This window comes from Pseudomonas sp. CK-NBRI-02, assembly GCF_008124495.1.
GTDB classification, from domain to species: Bacteria; Pseudomonadota; Gammaproteobacteria; order Pseudomonadales; family Pseudomonadaceae; genus Aquipseudomonas; species Aquipseudomonas guariconensis.
In genome coordinates this window covers 1-15,179 of the sequence record NZ_VSJH01000001.1, presented here as the reverse complement: position 1 = coordinate 15,179, position 15,179 = coordinate 1, and the positions used below count along the sequence as shown (strand labels likewise).

Sequence of the window (15,179 nt, the reverse complement as noted above, 5' to 3'; positions counted from 1 at the left end):
TGGGGTGCGGATCCTGTGGGCTAGAGGTCGCGATGGCGGACCTGGACGTTTTTCAGGGTGGGTTGCAAAAGTTGGCCCAGGCGCTCGGTCAGGTAGACAGAACGGTGGTGACCGCCTGTGCAGCCAATCGCGATGGTGACATAGGCGCGATTGCTGGCGGCGAATCGAGGCAGCCATTTGAGCAGATAACTGGAGATGTCCTGGAACATCTCTTCGACATCCGGTTGGGCGGCCAGGTAGTCGATTACCGGCTGCTCCAGCCCGGAGTGTTCGCGTAGCTCGGGCTTCCAATACGGATTAGGCAGGCAACGGACATCGAACACCAGATCGGCATCCACGGGCATGCCGCGCTTGAAGCCAAAGGACTCCACCAGAAACGCTGTGCCTGGCTCGGGCTGATTGAGCAGACGCAGCTTGATCGAGTCGCGCAACTGGTAAAGGTTGAGGTTGGTGGTGTCGATCTTGAGATCGGCCAGATCGGCGATCGGGCCCAGCAGTTCGCTTTCGACACGGATCGCTTCGGCGAGGGAGCGATTGGCGTTGGTCAGCGGGTGTCGACGACGCGTTTCGGAGAAGCGCTTGAGCAGGGTCTCCTCGTCGGCATCCAGATACAGCACGTCGCACTGGATATGCTGGGCTCGCGCGCCCTCAAGCAGTTCGGGGAAGCGCGTCAGGTGACTGGGCAGGTTGCGCGCGTCGATGGAGACAGCCACCTTGGGTTGCAGCAGTTCGGTATTGATCAACGCGTTTTCTGCCAACTGCGGCAATAGCCCGGCGGGTAGGTTGTCGATGCAGTAATAACCGTTGTCTTCCAGCACGTCGAGGGCGGTGCTTTTGCCGGAGCCAGACCGGCCGCTGACGATGATCAGGCGCATGTTCAGTGCTCGTTCTGTGCGTCCAGGACTACCTGGTACAGGGCCTCGCTGCTGTTGGCGGCACGCAGGCGATCGCGGACCTCCTTGCGATCGAGCATGCTGGCAATCTGGCGCAGCAGTTCAAGGTGGGCGTCGGTGGCGGCTTCTGGCACAAGCAGGACGAACAGCAGATCCACCGGCGCGCCATCGATGGCGTCATAGTCGATGGGGGCATCCAGGTGCAGCAGGGCGCTGACCGGAGCGGTGCAGCCTTCGAGGCGACAATGGGGGATGGCGATGCCGTTGCCGAAACCGGTGGATCCGAGCTTTTCACGGCCAACCAGTTTTTCGAATACGTCTTCCATCTCCAGTTCGGGCACTTCCCTGGCGATCAGGGTGGCGATTTCCTGGAGCACGCGCTTTTTACTGCCGCCCGGCACGTTCACGAGGGAACGGCCGGGGGTCAGGATGGTTTCAAGTCGGATCATGGATGAGAGGGATCAGCGGGCGGCTGCACCTTGCAGCAGGCTTTGCTGTTTTTCCTTATGTTTTTTCAGTTGGCGGTCGAGCTTGTCAGCCAGGGCGTCGATCGCTGCATACATGTCTTGGTGTTCGGCATTGGCGACCACTTCACCGCCGGGAATCTGGAGTGTGGCCTCCACCTTCTGCTGCAGTTTTTCGACCTTCATGATCACCGTCACGTTGGTGATCTTGTCGAAATGCCCCTCCACGCGGGCGAGCTTTTCAAGGACATACTCGCGCAGTGGTTGAGTGACTTCTACATGCTGTCCACTGATGTTGACTTGCATACAGCTTCTCCTTTGTTGCCCGTGCATAAAGGGCAGGTATTGCACCTGCCACTGAAACGCTATGGCTCTTCCAGGGGCTACATCAGTCGCTTGCGCTCACTCGACGGTGCGATGCCGAGGGACTCGCGGTACTTGGCGACGGTGCGACGGGCTACCTGGATGCCTTGTGCCTCCAGTAAACCAGCGATCTTGCTGTCACTCAATGGCTTTTTCTGATTTTCCGCCGCAACCAGTTTCTTGATGATCGCGCGGATCGCCGTAGACGAGCATTCACCGCCTTCGGAGGTGCTTACATGGCTCGAGAAAAAGTATTTCAGTTCGTAGATACCGCGCGGGGTATGCATGTATTTCTGCGTGGTGACCCGGGAAATGGTCGATTCGTGCATGCCTACCGCTTCGGCGATATCGTGCAGTACCAGCGGCTTCATCGCCTCGTCACCATGGTCCAGGAAGCCTCGCTGGTGCTCGACGATCTGGGTAGCGACCTTCATCAGCGTCTCGTTGCGACTTTGCAGGCTCTTGATGAACCAGCGCGCTTCTTGCAACTGGTTGCGCATGAAGGTGTTGTCGGCGCTGGTATCGGCGCGGCGGACGAAGCCGGCATACTGCGGGTTGACCCGCAGGCGTGGTATCGCTTCCTGGTTCAGTTCGACCAGCCAGCGGTCGCTGTCCTTGCGCACGATGACGTCGGGAACCACGTACTCGGGCTCGCTGGACTCGATCTGCGAACCAGGGCGCGGGTTCAGGCTCTGCACCAGTTCGATGACCTGGCGCAGCTCGTCCTCCTTGATCTTCATGCGACGCATCAGCTGGCTGTAGTCGCGGCTGCCGAGCAAGTCGATGAAATCAGTGACCAGGCGCTGCGCCTCAGCCATCCAGGGGGTGTTCGCCGGAAGCTGACGCAGCTGCAGCAGCAGGCACTCGCCAAGGCTGCGGGCGCCAATGCCTGCGGGTTCGAATTGCTGGATGCGGTGCAGTACCGCTTCGATTTCGTCGAGCTCGATATCCAGTTCGGGGTCGAAGCCTGCGCAGATTTCTTCGAGGCTGTCCTCCAGGTAACCCTGTTCGTTGATGCTGTCGATCAGGGTCACGGCGATCAGCCGGTCGGTGTCGGACATCGGCGCCAGGTTGAGTTGCCACAGAAGATGGCTCTGCAGGCTTTCGCCGACGGAAGTGCGGGTGGTGAAGTCCCACTCGTCGTCATCGCTGGCGGGCAGGTTGCTGGCACTGGTCTGGTAGATGTCTTCCCAGGCAGTGTCCACGGGTAATTCGTTGGGGATGCGCTCGTTCCATTCGCCTTCCTCCAGGTTCTCGGCACTGCTGGTGCTTTCCTGGAAGCTGCTCTCTTGGGCTTCGGCAGCCGGCTTGCTTTCGGCGTTGTCGGCCATCGGGTCGCTGTTGTCGAAGTCGTCGCCGTCTTCCTGACGTTCGAGCATCGGATTGGACTCCAGCGCTTCCTGGATTTCTTGTTGCAGGTCCAGGGTGGATAGCTGGAGCAGACGGATGGCCTGTTGCAACTGCGGGGTCATCGTCAGTTGCTGGCCCATTTTTAGGACGAGCGATGGTTTCATGGCTGGGGCTTAATACCTTGTTCGCCGGCGCGCATGCGCCATCCACTACACGTAGGGCGCCGAGGCGCCAATTTTAAGCAAGTTATATGCCTGAAATTGTAGCGTTTGCCTAGAGCACTGTGTCACTTCCTTCAGTGCTCCAAGCAGACTCCGGGCCTTTAAAGTCGGAACTCGTGGCCCAGGTAAACCTCCTTGACCAAATCGTTGGCCAGGATGGTCTCGGCGTCGCCCTCGGCGATCAGCTGACCATCATTGACGATGTAGGCGGTTTCACAGATATCAAGGGTTTCACGGACGTTGTGGTCGGTGATCAGCACCCCGATGCCCTTGGCCTTGAGGTGGTGGATGATCTGTTTGATATCGCCAACGGAGATCGGGTCTACACCAGCGAAAGGTTCGTCCAGCAGGATGAACTTCGGTGCGGTGGCCAGGGCTCGGGCGATCTCGACCCGGCGGCGTTCGCCACCGGAGAGGCTCATGCCAAGGTTGTCGCGGATGTGGCTGATGTGGAATTCCTGCAGAAGGCTTTCCAGCTCCTTTCTGCGGCCGTCACGGTCGAGCTCCTTGCGGGTCTCGAGGATGGCCATGATGTTGTCGGCCACCGACAGCTTGCGGAAGATCGAGGCTTCCTGGGGCAGATAGCCGATGCCGGCGCGGGCGCGACCGTGCATGGGCTGGTGGCTGACGTCCAGGTTGTCGATCAGTACGCGTCCCTGGTCGGCGCGGACCAGGCCAACGATCATGTAGAAGCAGGTGGTCTTGCCGGCGCCGTTGGGGCCGAGCAGGCCGACGATCTGACCGCTGTCGATCGACAGGCTGACGTCGCGGACAACCTGGCGGCTCTTGTAGCTCTTGGCCAAGTGCTGGGCTTTGAGGGTTGCCATTTACTCGGCCTTCTTCTTCGGCTGGATCACCATGTCGATACGCTGACGTGGTGAAGTCACATTGCCACCACGACCGGCGGTAGCCACCTGGGTCTTGGTGTTGTAGACGATCTTCTCGCCTTCGGTGGTGTTGCCTTCGTTCTCGACCTTGGCGCGGTCGGTGAGGATCACCATGTCCTTTTGCGCCTGGTACTGGATGGTCACGCCCCAGCCTTTCATCTTGTCGGGTTTGGCGGCGCTCTGCTGTTGCTCGAAGTAGGCCAGATTGCCCACCGAGGTGACCACGTCGATATCGCCGGAGGCGGCACGGGTGATGGTCACGGTGTTGCCTTTGATCATCATCGAACCCTGGGTGATGATCACGTCGCCGGTGTAGGTGGCGACGCCTTGCTTGTCGTCCAGGTGAGCGTTGTCGGCCTGGATGCGGATAGGCTGGTCACGATCGTTCGGCAGGGCCAAGGCGCTCGCGCTTCCCAGTGCCGCGCTCAGGCTGAGCAAAAAGGGGAGGGTGTTAACGAGCCTCATACTGTCCTCTTACGTTGGACAGCAGGTCCATCCTGCCGTCTTTCAAATACGCTTTCATTCCTTTGCCCGTAGTCGTCCCACCGGCGCCGTCGATTCTAACGGCTTGCTCGGTCTGCGCATATTGCTTCTGCGGGAAGACGGTCATGCGGGTGGTGGTGATGATCGTTTCGCGCTGCTTTTCATCGGTGCGGGCAACCCGGACCTTGTCGATCAGCTCGACCTCGCTGCCATCCGGGTTGACCTCGGCGCGCACGCTCTGCACGTGCCAGGGATACTGGGTGCCCCGGTACATGTGCAAGTCCGGCGTGGTCACCAGGGTGATCTCGCTGGACTTGAGGTGCTCCACCTTGTCGGCGGTCATTTCGTATTGCACCTTGCCATCAGGCAGGTACTGCACGCTGTGGGCATTGATCGCATAGTAGTCGATGGCATTCTCATCGACCTGGGCCACCGGCTTTTCGAGGAAACTCTCGGGGCTGATGTTCCAGTAGCCGACGGCCACCAGCAGTGCGGCGATCGCACCGAGCAGCACGATATTCCTGGCTTTCTTGCTGAACATGTCTGGCCTTAGAGGTAGTTGGCGTTGGCAGCGTCCAGGGTGCCCTGGGCCTGCATGATCAGTTCACAGAACTCGCGTGCGGCACCTTCGCCGCCGCGGGCCTGGGTCACGCCATGGGCGTGCTGGCGAACGAACGGGGCGGCGCTTGCCACCGCCATGCCAAGGCCTACGCGGCGGATCACCGGCAGGTCTGGCAGGTCATCGCCCAAGTAGGCGACCTGTTCATAGCTTAGGCCCAGTTCGGCGAGCAGGCTGTCGAGCACTACCAGTTTGTCCTCGCGGCCCTGGAACAGGTGCGGGATGCCGAGGTTTTTTGCTCGGCGCTCGACCACCGGGGTCTTGCGCCCGCTGATGATCGCTGTGGTCACGCCCGAAGCCATGAGCATCTTGATGCCGTGGCCATCCAGGGTGTTGAAGGTCTTGAACTCGCTGCCGTCTTCAAGGAAATACAGACGTCCGTCGGTCAGCACGCCATCGACATCGAACACGGCCAGCTTGATGGCCTTGCCGCGTTGCAGAAGATCCGGGTTCATTGCATTGCACTCCATCACATCACGCCTGCGCGCAGCAGGTCATGCATGTTCAAGGCGCCGGTGGGGCGGTCGTTCTGGTCGACCACCACCAGCGCGTTGATCTTGTTGTCTTCCATGATGCGCAAGGCCTCGGCGGCGAGCATCTCGGCGCGTGCGGTTTTGCCGTGGACGGTCATCACCTGGTCGATGATGGTCTTGTGCACATCGATGTTGCGCTCCAGGGCGCGGCGCAGGTCGCCGTCGGTGAACACCCCGGCCAGACGGCCGTCGGCCTCCAGGACCACGGTCATGCCTACCAAACTCTTGCGCGACATCTCTACCAGGGCGTCCTTGAGCAGGGTGCCACGCGGCACGATCGGCAGTGCTTCGCCGGTGTGCATGACGTTTTCCACCTTCAGCAGCAGGCGGCGACCCAGCGCGCCTCCCGGATGGGAGAAAGCGAAGTCTTCGGCCGTGAACCCGCGTGCCTCGAGCAGGGCGATGGCCAGGGCGTCACCCAGCACCAGCGCGGCAGTGGTGGAGGAGGTGGGCGCAAGATTGAGCGGGCAGGCCTCCTGGGCGACGCTGGCATCAAGGTTGACCTCGGCGGCCTGGGCCAGGGGAGAGTCCGGGTTGCCAGTGAGGCTGATCATCTGGATGCCCAGGCGCTTGATCAATGGCAGCAGGGTAACGATCTCGGCGGTGCTGCCTGAGTTGGACAGGGCCAGGATGACATCGTCGCGGGTGATCATGCCCATGTCGCCGTGGCTGGCCTCGGCCGGGTGCACGAAAAACGCTGGGGTGCCGGTGCTGGCGAGGGTCGCGGCGATCTTGTTGCCGATATGGCCCGACTTTCCCATGCCGAGGACGACGACTCTGCCTTTGCTGTTCAGAATCAGCTCACAAGCTTTGACGAAATTGCCGTCGATGCGGGGCAGCAGGCCCTCTACGGCTTCGAGTTCCAGGCGCAGGGTGCGCTGGGCGGATTGGATCAGCTCGCTGGATTGGCTCATGTCGGAAAGCAATGTCTGGTAAAAAAGGTGCCGATTATAACGGCAATGTGCGAAACCCTCATCTTTCGTTTGCCTGGGTTGCTGTCGCGGGCCTGAACAGCCCCTGCAATGGCCTTGGGGGCGGCATTGCAGCGGTGCTATAGTTCGCCGCTATTGCGCCCGGCAGGGACGCGTGTGCCTTCATGAAGAGGGTAGGCGTCCATTGCAGACGAGGCTGCATTGCAAGGAGTCTAGATGAGTGTGGATAGCGCCTACGCGGTCGAGTTGAAGGGGGTTACCTTCAAGCGCGGTTCGCGCAGCATTTTCAGCAATGTCGACATACGCATCCCACGGGGTAAGGTCACCGGCATCATGGGGCCTTCCGGGTGCGGCAAGACAACCCTGTTGCGCCTGATGGGCGCGCAGTTGCGTCCCTCCAGCGGCGAGGTTTGGGTCGCCGGGCAGAACCTGCCGAGCCTGTCGCGCAGCGACCTGTTCGATGCGCGCAAGCAGATGGGCGTTCTGTTCCAGAGCGGTGCCTTGTTCACCGATCTCGACGTTTTCGAGAACGTTGCCTTCCCGTTGCGGGTGCACACCCAATTGTCGGACGAGATGATCCGCGACATCGTTCTGATGAAGCTGCAGGCCGTGGGCCTGCGCGGGGCTATCGACCTGATGCCGGACGAGCTGTCCGGTGGCATGAAGCGCCGGGTGGCGCTGGCTCGGGCGATCGCGCTGGATCCACAGATCCTCATGTACGACGAACCTTTCGTCGGTCAGGATCCCATCGCCATGGGGGTGCTCGTGCGCCTGATCCGGCTGCTCAACGACGCCCTTGGGATCACCAGTATCGTGGTCTCCCATGACCTGGCCGAGACCGCGAGCATCGCTGACTACATCTATGTGGTCGGTGATGGCCAGGTGCTGGGGCAGGGCACGCCCGATGAGCTGATGGGGTCGGATAATCCGCGTATCCGCCAGTTCATGAAGGGCGATCCGGATGGCCCGGTGCCATTTCACTTTCCTGCGCCTGACTATCGCGCCGATCTGCTGGGGGCGCGGTGATGCGCAGAAAATCCATACTCGAACGCATTCGTTTGTTCGGCCGCTCGGCCATCGACGTCCTGGCTGTGCTCGGCCGCTCCTGCCTGTTCCTCGGGCACGCCATGGGTGGGCGCGGAGGCATCGGTGGCGGCTTCCAGTTGCTGGTCAAGCAGCTTTATTCGGTAGGTGTACTGTCGCTGGCGATCATCGTGGTTTCCGGCGTGTTCATCGGCATGGTGCTGTCGCTGCAGGGCTACAGCATTCTCACCAAGTACGGATCGGAGCAGGCCGTTGGCCAGATGATCGCCCTGACCTTGCTGCGTGAGCTCGGGCCGGTTGTGACTGCCTTGCTGTTCGCAGGGCGCGCGGGCTCGGCCCTGACCGCCGAAATCGGCAACATGAAGTCGACCGAACAACTGTCCAGTCTGGAGATGATCGGTGTCGACCCACTCAAGTACATCGTCGCTCCGCGTCTGTGGGCCGGTTTCATCTCGCTGCCGATGCTGGCGCTGATCTTCAGTGTGGTCGGTATCTGGGGCGGATCCTGGGTGGCCGTGGATTGGCTGGGCGTCTACGAGGGCTCGTTCTGGGCCAACATGCAAAACAGTGTTTCCTTCACCGACGACGTGCTCAACGGGTTGATCAAAAGCGTTGTGTTCGCCTTCGTCGTGACCTGGATCGCCGTGTTCCAGGGGTATGACTGCGAACCCACTTCGGAAGGGATCAGCCGTGCCACCACCAAGACCGTGGTCTATGCCTCGTTGGCAGTCCTGGGTCTGGACTTTATTCTGACCGCCTTGATGTTTGGAGATTTCTGATGCAAAACCGCACCCTGGAAATCGGTGTCGGCCTGTTCCTGCTGGCCGGGATCCTGGCGTTGCTGCTGCTGGCCTTGCGCGTCAGTGGTTTGTCCGCAAGCCCCAGCAGCGACACCTATAAAGTTTATGCGTACTTCGACAATATCGCTGGTTTGACGGTCAGAGCTAAAGTGACCATGGCCGGTGTGACCATCGGCAAGGTCACGGCCATCGATCTGGATCGCGACTCCTACACCGGTCGGGTGACCCTGCAGCTGGACAAAAGCGTCGACAATCTGCCGACCGACTCCACTGCTTCTATCCTGACCGCCGGATTGCTCGGCGAGAAGTACATCGGCATCAGCGTGGGTGGTGAAGAAGACGTGCTCAAGGATGGCTCTACCATCCATGACACCCAGTCGGCACTGGTGCTGGAAGATCTGATTGGCAAGTTCCTGCTCAATTCCGTGGGCAAGGAACCCAAAGAAGCCCAACCCGCTAATTAAGGAGTTTCCATGATCTCGATCCTGCGACGCGGCCTGCTGGTCCTATTGGCGGCCTTCCCTCTGCTGGCCCTGGCGGCACCTGGGCAAACCCCACGTGACGTGGTGCAAGGCACCACCGATGCCCTGTTGAGCGACCTCAAGGCCAATAAGGAACAGTACAAGACCAACCCTCAGGCCTTCTACGATGCGCTCAATCGTATTCTCGGCCCAGTGGTCGATGCCGATGGCATCTCCAAGAGCATCATGACCGTGAAGTATTCGCGCAAGGCCACGCCCGAGCAGATGCAGCGTTTCCAGGAAAACTTCAAGCGTAGCCTGATGCAGTTCTATGGCAACGCACTGCTGGAGTACAACAACCAAGGCATCACCGTCGATCCGGCCAAGACTGAAAATGGCGATCGCGCCAGCGTGGGCATGAAGGTCACCGGCAACAACGGTGCGGTTTATCCGGTCCAGTACACCCTGCAAAAGCTCGGTGACGAGTGGAAGGTGCGTAACGTGATCGTCAATGGCATCAACATCGGTAAGTTGTTCCGCGATCAGTTCGCAGATGCCATGCAGCGCAATGGCAACAATCTGGACAAGACCATCGACGGCTGGGCCGGCGAGGTGGCCAAGGCCAAGGAAGCGGCCGACAATTCGCCAGACAAGGAAGTGAAATGAGCGAAGCTGGCGTGAGCATGACCGAGCCGGGCGTCCTGCGCCTGGCCGGGGTTCTGGACTACCGCAGCGGTCCGGCCCTGCGCAAGGAGGGCAAGGCGCTGATCGCGGCTTGTCGTGAGTCTAGGCTGGTGTTCGATTGCTCGTCGGTGGCCAAGTCCAGCAGTGTCGGCCTCTCCCTGCTGCTGGGCTTCATCCGTGATGCCCAGGCCGCAGGCAAGGGCTGGGAACTGCGTGGCATGCCTGATGACATGCGGGAAATCGCCGGGGTTTATGACCTCGATGAAGTGTTGGCGGGCTGATGGTTCGCCACTAAGGGATAGCCCCTCGGTCAGCGCACCCCACCATGGGCTTCGCAGGCGAGGGGCTTTTTTGTATGATGGCCGACCCGCGCGCACTGGGCGCCGATTGAGGTTGAGCATGCAGGCCGTAGAAGTTAAAAGCTTCCTTGAAGAGAAATTGCCGGGAACCCGGGTCGAAGTTGAGGGCGAAGGCTGCAACTTCCAGTTGAACGTGATCAGCGACGAGCTGGCCGGCCAGAGCCCGGTCAAGCGCCAGCAGGCGATCTATGCTCACCTGAATCCGTGGATCGCCGATGGCAGCATCCATGCGGTAACCATGAAATTTTTCAGCAGCGCAGCCTGGGCTGAGCGCACCTGAGCCAACGTTGGCGGCGAGATTGCAATGGACAAACTGATTATCACTGGCGGCGCGCGCCTCGACGGCGAGATCCGCATTTCCGGGGCGAAGAACGCCGCCCTGCCAATTCTTTCGGCGACCCTGCTGGCTGACGGCCCGGTCACCGTAGGCAACCTGCCACACCTGCACGACATCACCACCATGATCGAGCTGTTCGGCCGCATGGGCATCGAGCCTGTGATCGACGAGAAGCTCTCGGTGGAGATCGACCCGCGCACCATCAAGACCCTGGTTGCGCCCTACGAGCTGGTCAAGACCATGCGTGCCTCGATCCTCGTGCTCGGCCCGATGGTCGCCCGTTTCGGTGAAGCTGAAGTCGCGCTGCCTGGCGGTTGCGCCATCGGTTCGCGCCCTGTAGACCTGCACATCCGCGGTCTCGAGGCCATGGGTGCGAAGATCGAAGTCGAAGGTGGCTACATCAAGGCCAAGGCGCCTGAAGGCGGCCTGCGTGGTGCGCACTTCTTCTTCGACACCGTCAGCGTGACCGGTACCGAGAACATCATGATGGCTGCTGCCCTGGCCAAGGGCCGCAGTGTGCTGCAGAACGCCGCCCGCGAGCCTGAAGTGGTCGACCTGGCCAACTTCCTGATCGCGATGGGCGCCAAGATCCAAGGCGCCGGCACCGACACCATCACCATCGATGGCGTCGAACGCCTGCACTCGGCCACCTACCGCGTGATGCCCGACCGTATCGAGACCGGCACCTACCTGGTCGCCGCTGCCGTCACCGGCGGTCGCGTGAAGGTCAAGGACACCGATCCGACCATCCTTGAAGCCGTACTGGAAAAACTCAAGGAAGCGGGTGCCGAAGTCACCGCCGGCGAAGACTGGATCGAGCTGGACATGCACGGCAAGCGACCGAAGGCCGTCAACCTGCGTACTGCTCCGTACCCGGCCTTCCCGACCGACATGCAGGCGCAGTTCATCTCGCTCAACGCCATCGCCGAAGGCACTGGCGCGGTGATCGAGACCATCTTCGAAAACCGCTTCATGCACGTCTATGAAATGCACCGCATGGGTGCGCAGATCCAGGTCGAAGGCAACACCGCCATCGTGACTGGGGTCAAGGCGCTCAAGGGTGCACCGGTCATGGCTACGGACCTGCGGGCTTCGGCCAGCCTGGTGCTGTCGGCCCTGGTCGCCGAGGGCGATACCCTGATCGACCGCATCTACCACATCGACCGTGGTTACGAGTGCATCGAGGAAAAACTGCAGATGCTCGGGGCGAAGATCCGCCGCGTACCGGGCTAGTCTGTTCGGCGCAGGGATGCGCCACCGAATTCCACGCGGCCGGGCGCTTGCCCGGTCGGCTGTAGCCGCTTAAGGACCGACGTTTCCCATGTTGACCATCGCGCTATCCAAGGGCCGAATCCTCGACGATACCCTGCCATTGCTGGCCGAGGCCGGTATCGTGCCGACCGAGAATCCGGACAAGAGCCGCAAGCTGATCATCCCGACGACCCAGGACGATGTGCGCCTGCTGATCGTGCGCGCCACCGACGTGCCGACTTATGTCGAGCATGGGGCCGCTGACCTCGGTGTGGCCGGCAAGGACGTGTTGATGGAATACGGCGGTCAGGGTCTGTACGAGCCGCTGGACCTGCAGATTGCCCGCTGCAAGCTGATGACCGCCGGGGCGGTTGGCGCGCCGGAACCCAAGGGGCGTCTGCGCGTGGCTACCAAGTTCGTCAATGTAGCCAAGCGCTATTACGCCGAGCAGGGCCGTCAGGTCGACATCATCAAGCTGTACGGTTCCATGGAGCTGGCACCTCTGATCGGCCTGGCCGACAAGATCATCGACGTGGTCGACACCGGCAACACGCTGCGTGCCAACGGTCTGGAACCCCAGGAGCTGATCGCAACCATCAGCTCGCGCCTGGTGGTCAACAAAGCCTCCATGAAAATGCAGCATGCCCGCATCCAGAGCTTGATCGACACCCTGCGCCAAGCCGTCGAATCGCGACACCGCGGCTGACCTTCGCACGCGACTTTCTGTCGCGTCCGTCTATCCGCGTCATAGCCATTTTTCTCGGGTGCCCGCGCGGATGGACTGGTAGCCTAGGGCGCCTGAGCATTCGCTAATAAAACGAGGCCCTCGTCATGACCGTGTCCACTGCAATTGCCCGTCTCAATGCCGCTGATCCGGATTTCGCCCGACATCTGGATCATCTGCTGAGCTGGGAAAGCGTGTCCGATGACGCGGTCAATCAGCGCGTGCTCGACATCATCAAGGCTGTCCGCGAGCGGGGCGATGCCGCGTTGGTCGAGTTCACCCAGCGTTTCGATGGCGTCGAGGCCAAGGGTATTGACGACCTGATCCTAGGCCGTGAACGCCTGGAGCTGGCATTGACCCGCATCACGCCCACCCAGCGCGAAGCTTTGGAGATCGCCGCCAGCCGAGTGCGTAGCTACCACGAGCGGCAGAAGCAGGATTCCTGGCAATACACCGAGGCCGATGGCACCGTGCTCGGCCAGAAAGTCACGCCGCTGGACCGCGCCGGCCTGTACGTGCCGGGCGGCAAGGCCTCGTACCCATCGTCGGTGCTGATGAACGCCATCCCGGCCAAAGTCGCCGGTGTGTCCGAAGTGGTGATGGTGGTGCCGACCCCACGCGGGGAGGTCAACGAACTGGTGTTGGCCGCCGCGTGCATCGCAGGCGTCGATCGCGTCTTCACCATCGGTGGCGCCCAAGCCGTTGCGGCCCTGGCCTACGGGACCGAGAGCGTGCCCCAGGTGGACAAGATCGTCGGTCCGGGCAACATCTACGTAGCCACTGCCAAGCGCCACGTGTTCGGCCAGGTTGGCATCGACATGATCGCCGGTCCGTCGGAGATTCTCGTTGTGTGCGACGGCCAGACCGACCCGGACTGGATTGCCATGGACCTGTTCTCCCAGGCTGAGCACGACGAGGATGCCCAGGCGATTCTCGTCAGCCCTGACGCCGCCTTCCTCGATCGCGTGGCGGCCAGTATCGCCAAGCTGTTGCCGACCATGGAGCGGGCCGAGATCATCGAGAAATCGATCAATGGTCGTGGCGCGCTGATCCAGGTTCGCGACATGCAACAGGCCATGGACGTTGCGAACCGCATTGCTCCCGAGCACTTGGAGCTTTCGGTCGCCGATCCGCAGGCATGGTTGCCGCAGATCCGTCATGCGGGCGCGATCTTCATGGGGCGCCACACCAGCGAAGCCTTGGGCGACTACTGCGCCGGCCCCAACCACGTGCTGCCGACCTCCGGCACCGCGCGCTTCTCCTCGCCGTTGGGCGTGTATGACTTCCAGAAGCGTTCGTCGATCATCTTCTGCTCGGAGCAGGCCGCTTCCGAGCTGGGCCACACGGCATCGGTCCTGGCGCGCGGCGAATCGCTGACCGCCCACGCCCGCAGTGCCGAATACCGCATCCTCACCGAAAGCAAGGGGAACTGAACATGAGCCGTTTCTGGAGCCCCTTCGTCAAGGACCTGGTGCCTTACGTACCGGGGGAGCAACCCAAGCTGACCCGCCTGGTCAAGCTCAATACCAACGAGAACCCCTACGGCCCGTCGCCCAAGGCCTTGGAGGCCATGCAAGGCGAGCTGAACGACAACCTGCGCCTGTACCCGGATCCGAACGGTGATCGGCTCAAGCAGGCGGTCGCCGACTACTATGGCGTCACTGCCCAGCAAGTGTTCGTCGGCAACGGCTCGGATGAAGTGTTGGCGCACATCTTCCACGGCTTGTTCCAGCATGATGCGCCGCTGTTGTTCCCGGACATCAGCTACAGCTTCTACCCGGTCTACTGCGGCCTTTACGGAATCGCATTCGAGCAGGTGGCGCTGGATGAGCAATTCCAGATCCGCATCGAGGACTATAAGAAGCCCAACGCCGGCATCATCTTCCCCAACCCCAACGCACCGACCGGTTGCCTGTTGCCGTTGCAGGCGATCGAGCAACTGCTGCAGGCCAACCGTGACTCGGTGGTGGTGGTGGATGAAGCCTATATCGATTTCGGCGGCGAGACCGCCATCAGCCTGGTGGACCGCTACGATAACCTGCTGGTGACCCAGACCCTGTCCAAGTCGCGCTCCCTGGCCGGCCTGCGGGTCGGCCTGGCGGTGGGGCATCCTGCGCTGATCGAGGCGCTGGAGCGGATCAAGAACAGCTTCAACTCCTACCCGCTCGACCGCATGGCGATCGTGGGCGCGGCGGCAGCGTTCGAAGACCGAGCCTACTTTGACCAGACCTGCCACAAGGTGATCGAGAGCCGTGAGGCGTTGGTCGAGCAATTGACGGCGCGCGGTTTTGAAGTGCTGCCTTCGGCGGCCAACTTCATCTTTGCACGGCACCCTGAGCGGGACGCTGCCCAGGTGGCGGCGCGCTTGCGCGAGCAAGGGGTGATCGTGCGGCACTTCAAGCAAGAGCGGATTGCGCAGTTCCTTCGGATTACCATCGGGACACCGGAGCAGAACCAGGCGTTGCTTGATGCGCTGTGAGTGAGTAGGTGGATGGGTGGTTGGTGGTTCGACGGGCGTGGAGTTATCCGTTGATGTGCTGACACTGATCACCTGTTCGCCCTTATGTTGGTTGTTGGTTGTTGGTTGTTGGTTGTTGGTTGTTGGTTGTTGGTTGTTGGTTGTTGGTTGTGGGTTTTGAGGTTTGTGGGCTTATCCGTTTGATTTGTCGACGCTGATTCACCTTTCCGCCTTTACGGCGGGTCACTTTTGGTCTTGGCCAAAAGTAACCAAAAGCCGCGCGCCCCTGCATCCGGCCCGGCGCTTCGCACCGGGT

Annotated in this window: 20 protein-coding genes; 10 read left to right on the top strand and 10 right to left on the bottom strand. The window is 61.3% G+C overall.

Annotated elements, in window-relative coordinates:
- Window positions 1-20: 20 nt before the first annotated feature.
- The 9 genes from rapZ to DQ397_RS00055 form a co-directional block, all read right to left on the bottom strand.
- A complete protein-coding gene (gene rapZ, locus DQ397_RS00095; RefSeq protein ID WP_043213260.1) occupies window positions 21-875 on the bottom strand; it encodes an RNase adapter RapZ in 855 nt (284 codons plus the stop codon).
- A gap of 2 nt (window positions 876-877) precedes the next feature.
- The gene (gene ptsN / locus DQ397_RS00090) at window positions 878-1,342 is read right to left on the bottom strand and encodes a PTS IIA-like nitrogen regulatory protein PtsN (protein WP_043213263.1); all 465 of its coding nucleotides are present in this window, start codon (window positions 1,340-1,342) and stop codon (window positions 878-880) included.
- Window positions 1,343-1,354: 12 nt separating this feature from the next.
- Window positions 1,355-1,663 carry a ribosome hibernation-promoting factor, HPF/YfiA family gene (gene hpf, locus DQ397_RS00085; protein WP_043213265.1) on the bottom strand — a complete coding sequence of 103 codons (309 nt, stop codon included), beginning with the start codon at window positions 1,661-1,663 and terminating at the stop codon, window positions 1,355-1,357.
- Between the two features lie 77 nt (window positions 1,664-1,740).
- Complete coding sequence (locus DQ397_RS00080) at window positions 1,741-3,234, bottom strand: RNA polymerase factor sigma-54 (RefSeq protein WP_043213267.1); 1,494 nt, start codon at window positions 3,232-3,234, stop codon at window positions 1,741-1,743.
- 158 nt (window positions 3,235-3,392) lie between these two features.
- A complete protein-coding gene (lptB, locus tag DQ397_RS00075; protein WP_043213270.1) occupies window positions 3,393-4,118 on the bottom strand; it encodes an LPS export ABC transporter ATP-binding protein in 726 nt (241 codons plus the stop codon).
- Window positions 4,119-4,643 carry a lipopolysaccharide transport periplasmic protein LptA gene (lptA, locus tag DQ397_RS00070; protein WP_043213272.1) on the bottom strand — a complete coding sequence of 175 codons (525 nt, stop codon included), beginning with the start codon at window positions 4,641-4,643 and terminating at the stop codon, window positions 4,119-4,121.
- Complete coding sequence (gene lptC / locus DQ397_RS00065) at window positions 4,630-5,202, bottom strand: LPS export ABC transporter periplasmic protein LptC (RefSeq protein WP_043213277.1); 573 nt, start codon at window positions 5,200-5,202, stop codon at window positions 4,630-4,632. The genes lptA and lptC overlap by 14 nt, the downstream gene beginning before the upstream one ends.
- Window positions 5,203-5,210: 8 nt before the next feature.
- Window positions 5,211-5,735: an HAD family hydrolase gene (locus tag DQ397_RS00060; protein ID WP_043213281.1), complete on the bottom strand. Its 525-nt coding sequence runs from the start codon at window positions 5,733-5,735 to the stop codon at window positions 5,211-5,213.
- Window positions 5,736-5,749: 14 nt separating this feature from the next.
- On the bottom strand, window positions 5,750-6,727 hold the full coding sequence (locus tag DQ397_RS00055; RefSeq protein WP_043213283.1) for an SIS domain-containing protein: 978 nt from the start codon (window positions 6,725-6,727) through the stop codon (window positions 5,750-5,752).
- A gap of 234 nt (window positions 6,728-6,961) precedes the next feature.
- Between DQ397_RS00055 and DQ397_RS00050 the strand changes: the two genes are divergently transcribed.
- The 10 genes from DQ397_RS00050 (at window position 6,962) to hisC (ending at window position 14,884) form a co-directional block, all read left to right on the top strand.
- Window positions 6,962-7,771, top strand: a complete 810-nt coding sequence (locus DQ397_RS00050; RefSeq protein WP_043213285.1) for an ATP-binding cassette domain-containing protein — start codon at window positions 6,962-6,964, stop codon at window positions 7,769-7,771.
- A complete protein-coding gene (gene mlaE / locus DQ397_RS00045) occupies window positions 7,771-8,568 on the top strand; it encodes a lipid asymmetry maintenance ABC transporter permease subunit MlaE (protein WP_043213287.1) in 798 nt (265 codons plus the stop codon). Before DQ397_RS00050 ends, mlaE begins: the two co-directional genes overlap by 1 nt.
- The gene (gene mlaD, locus DQ397_RS00040; protein WP_009683030.1) at window positions 8,568-9,053 is read left to right on the top strand and encodes an outer membrane lipid asymmetry maintenance protein MlaD; all 486 of its coding nucleotides are present in this window, start codon (window positions 8,568-8,570) and stop codon (window positions 9,051-9,053) included. Before mlaE ends, mlaD begins: the two co-directional genes overlap by 1 nt.
- Before the next feature lie 9 nt (window positions 9,054-9,062).
- A complete protein-coding gene (locus tag DQ397_RS00035) occupies window positions 9,063-9,716 on the top strand; it encodes a phospholipid-binding protein MlaC (protein ID WP_043213291.1) in 654 nt (217 codons plus the stop codon).
- Window positions 9,713-10,015, top strand: a complete 303-nt coding sequence (locus tag DQ397_RS00030) for a lipid asymmetry maintenance protein MlaB (RefSeq protein WP_043213294.1) — start codon at window positions 9,713-9,715, stop codon at window positions 10,013-10,015. Before DQ397_RS00035 ends, DQ397_RS00030 begins: the two co-directional genes overlap by 4 nt.
- A 118-nt stretch (window positions 10,016-10,133) precedes the next feature.
- Window positions 10,134-10,373 carry a BolA family protein gene (locus DQ397_RS00025; RefSeq protein ID WP_029613593.1) on the top strand — a complete coding sequence of 80 codons (240 nt, stop codon included), beginning with the start codon at window positions 10,134-10,136 and terminating at the stop codon, window positions 10,371-10,373.
- Window positions 10,374-10,397: 24 nt separating this feature from the next.
- A complete protein-coding gene (gene murA, locus DQ397_RS00020) occupies window positions 10,398-11,663 on the top strand; it encodes a UDP-N-acetylglucosamine 1-carboxyvinyltransferase (RefSeq protein ID WP_043213299.1) in 1,266 nt (421 codons plus the stop codon).
- An 88-nt stretch (window positions 11,664-11,751) separates the two neighbouring features.
- Window positions 11,752-12,387, top strand: a complete 636-nt coding sequence (hisG, locus tag DQ397_RS00015; RefSeq protein ID WP_043213301.1) for an ATP phosphoribosyltransferase — start codon at window positions 11,752-11,754, stop codon at window positions 12,385-12,387.
- 125 nt (window positions 12,388-12,512) lie between these two features.
- Window positions 12,513-13,838 carry a histidinol dehydrogenase gene (gene hisD / locus DQ397_RS00010; RefSeq protein ID WP_043213303.1) on the top strand — a complete coding sequence of 442 codons (1,326 nt, stop codon included), beginning with the start codon at window positions 12,513-12,515 and terminating at the stop codon, window positions 13,836-13,838.
- A gap of 2 nt (window positions 13,839-13,840) precedes the next feature.
- The gene (gene hisC / locus DQ397_RS00005) at window positions 13,841-14,884 is read left to right on the top strand and encodes a histidinol-phosphate transaminase (RefSeq protein ID WP_043213305.1); all 1,044 of its coding nucleotides are present in this window, start codon (window positions 13,841-13,843) and stop codon (window positions 14,882-14,884) included.
- A gap of 82 nt (window positions 14,885-14,966) precedes the next feature.
- Here hisC and DQ397_RS24615 read toward each other — a convergent pair.
- The coding region (locus DQ397_RS24615) for a hypothetical protein (protein ID WP_218573707.1) at window positions 14,967-15,179 on the bottom strand (213 nt) is incomplete at its 5' end.

Excerpts from the sequence above, each read along its gene's own strand:
- rapZ (WP_043213260.1), bottom strand. The coding sequence starts at position 875 with ATGCGCCTGATCATCGTCAGCGGCCGGTCTGGCTCCGGCAAAAGCACC.
- ptsN (WP_043213263.1), bottom strand. The coding sequence starts at position 1,342 with ATGATCCGACTTGAAACCATCCTGACCCCCGGCCGTTCCCTCGTGAAC.
- hpf (WP_043213265.1), bottom strand. The coding sequence starts at position 1,663 with ATGCAAGTCAACATCAGTGGACAGCATGTAGAAGTCACTCAACCACTG.
- DQ397_RS00080 (WP_043213267.1), bottom strand. The coding sequence starts at position 3,234 with ATGAAACCATCGCTCGTCCTAAAAATGGGCCAGCAACTGACGATGACC.
- lptB (WP_043213270.1), bottom strand. The coding sequence starts at position 4,118 with ATGGCAACCCTCAAAGCCCAGCACTTGGCCAAGAGCTACAAGAGCCGC.
- lptA (WP_043213272.1), bottom strand. The coding sequence starts at position 4,643 with ATGAGGCTCGTTAACACCCTCCCCTTTTTGCTCAGCCTGAGCGCGGCA.
- lptC (WP_043213277.1), bottom strand. The coding sequence starts at position 5,202 with ATGTTCAGCAAGAAAGCCAGGAATATCGTGCTGCTCGGTGCGATCGCC.
- DQ397_RS00060 (WP_043213281.1), bottom strand. The coding sequence starts at position 5,735 with ATGAACCCGGATCTTCTGCAACGCGGCAAGGCCATCAAGCTGGCCGTG.
- DQ397_RS00055 (WP_043213283.1), bottom strand. The coding sequence starts at position 6,727 with ATGAGCCAATCCAGCGAGCTGATCCAATCCGCCCAGCGCACCCTGCGC.
- DQ397_RS00050 (WP_043213285.1), top strand. The coding sequence starts at position 6,962 with ATGAGTGTGGATAGCGCCTACGCGGTCGAGTTGAAGGGGGTTACCTTC.
- mlaE (WP_043213287.1), top strand. The coding sequence starts at position 7,771 with ATGCGCAGAAAATCCATACTCGAACGCATTCGTTTGTTCGGCCGCTCG.
- mlaD (WP_009683030.1), top strand. The coding sequence starts at position 8,568 with ATGCAAAACCGCACCCTGGAAATCGGTGTCGGCCTGTTCCTGCTGGCC.
- DQ397_RS00035 (WP_043213291.1), top strand. The coding sequence starts at position 9,063 with ATGATCTCGATCCTGCGACGCGGCCTGCTGGTCCTATTGGCGGCCTTC.
- DQ397_RS00030 (WP_043213294.1), top strand. The coding sequence starts at position 9,713 with ATGAGCGAAGCTGGCGTGAGCATGACCGAGCCGGGCGTCCTGCGCCTG.
- DQ397_RS00025 (WP_029613593.1), top strand. The coding sequence starts at position 10,134 with ATGCAGGCCGTAGAAGTTAAAAGCTTCCTTGAAGAGAAATTGCCGGGA.
- murA (WP_043213299.1), top strand. The coding sequence starts at position 10,398 with ATGGACAAACTGATTATCACTGGCGGCGCGCGCCTCGACGGCGAGATC.
- hisG (WP_043213301.1), top strand. The coding sequence starts at position 11,752 with ATGTTGACCATCGCGCTATCCAAGGGCCGAATCCTCGACGATACCCTG.
- hisD (WP_043213303.1), top strand. The coding sequence starts at position 12,513 with ATGACCGTGTCCACTGCAATTGCCCGTCTCAATGCCGCTGATCCGGAT.
- hisC (WP_043213305.1), top strand. The coding sequence starts at position 13,841 with ATGAGCCGTTTCTGGAGCCCCTTCGTCAAGGACCTGGTGCCTTACGTA.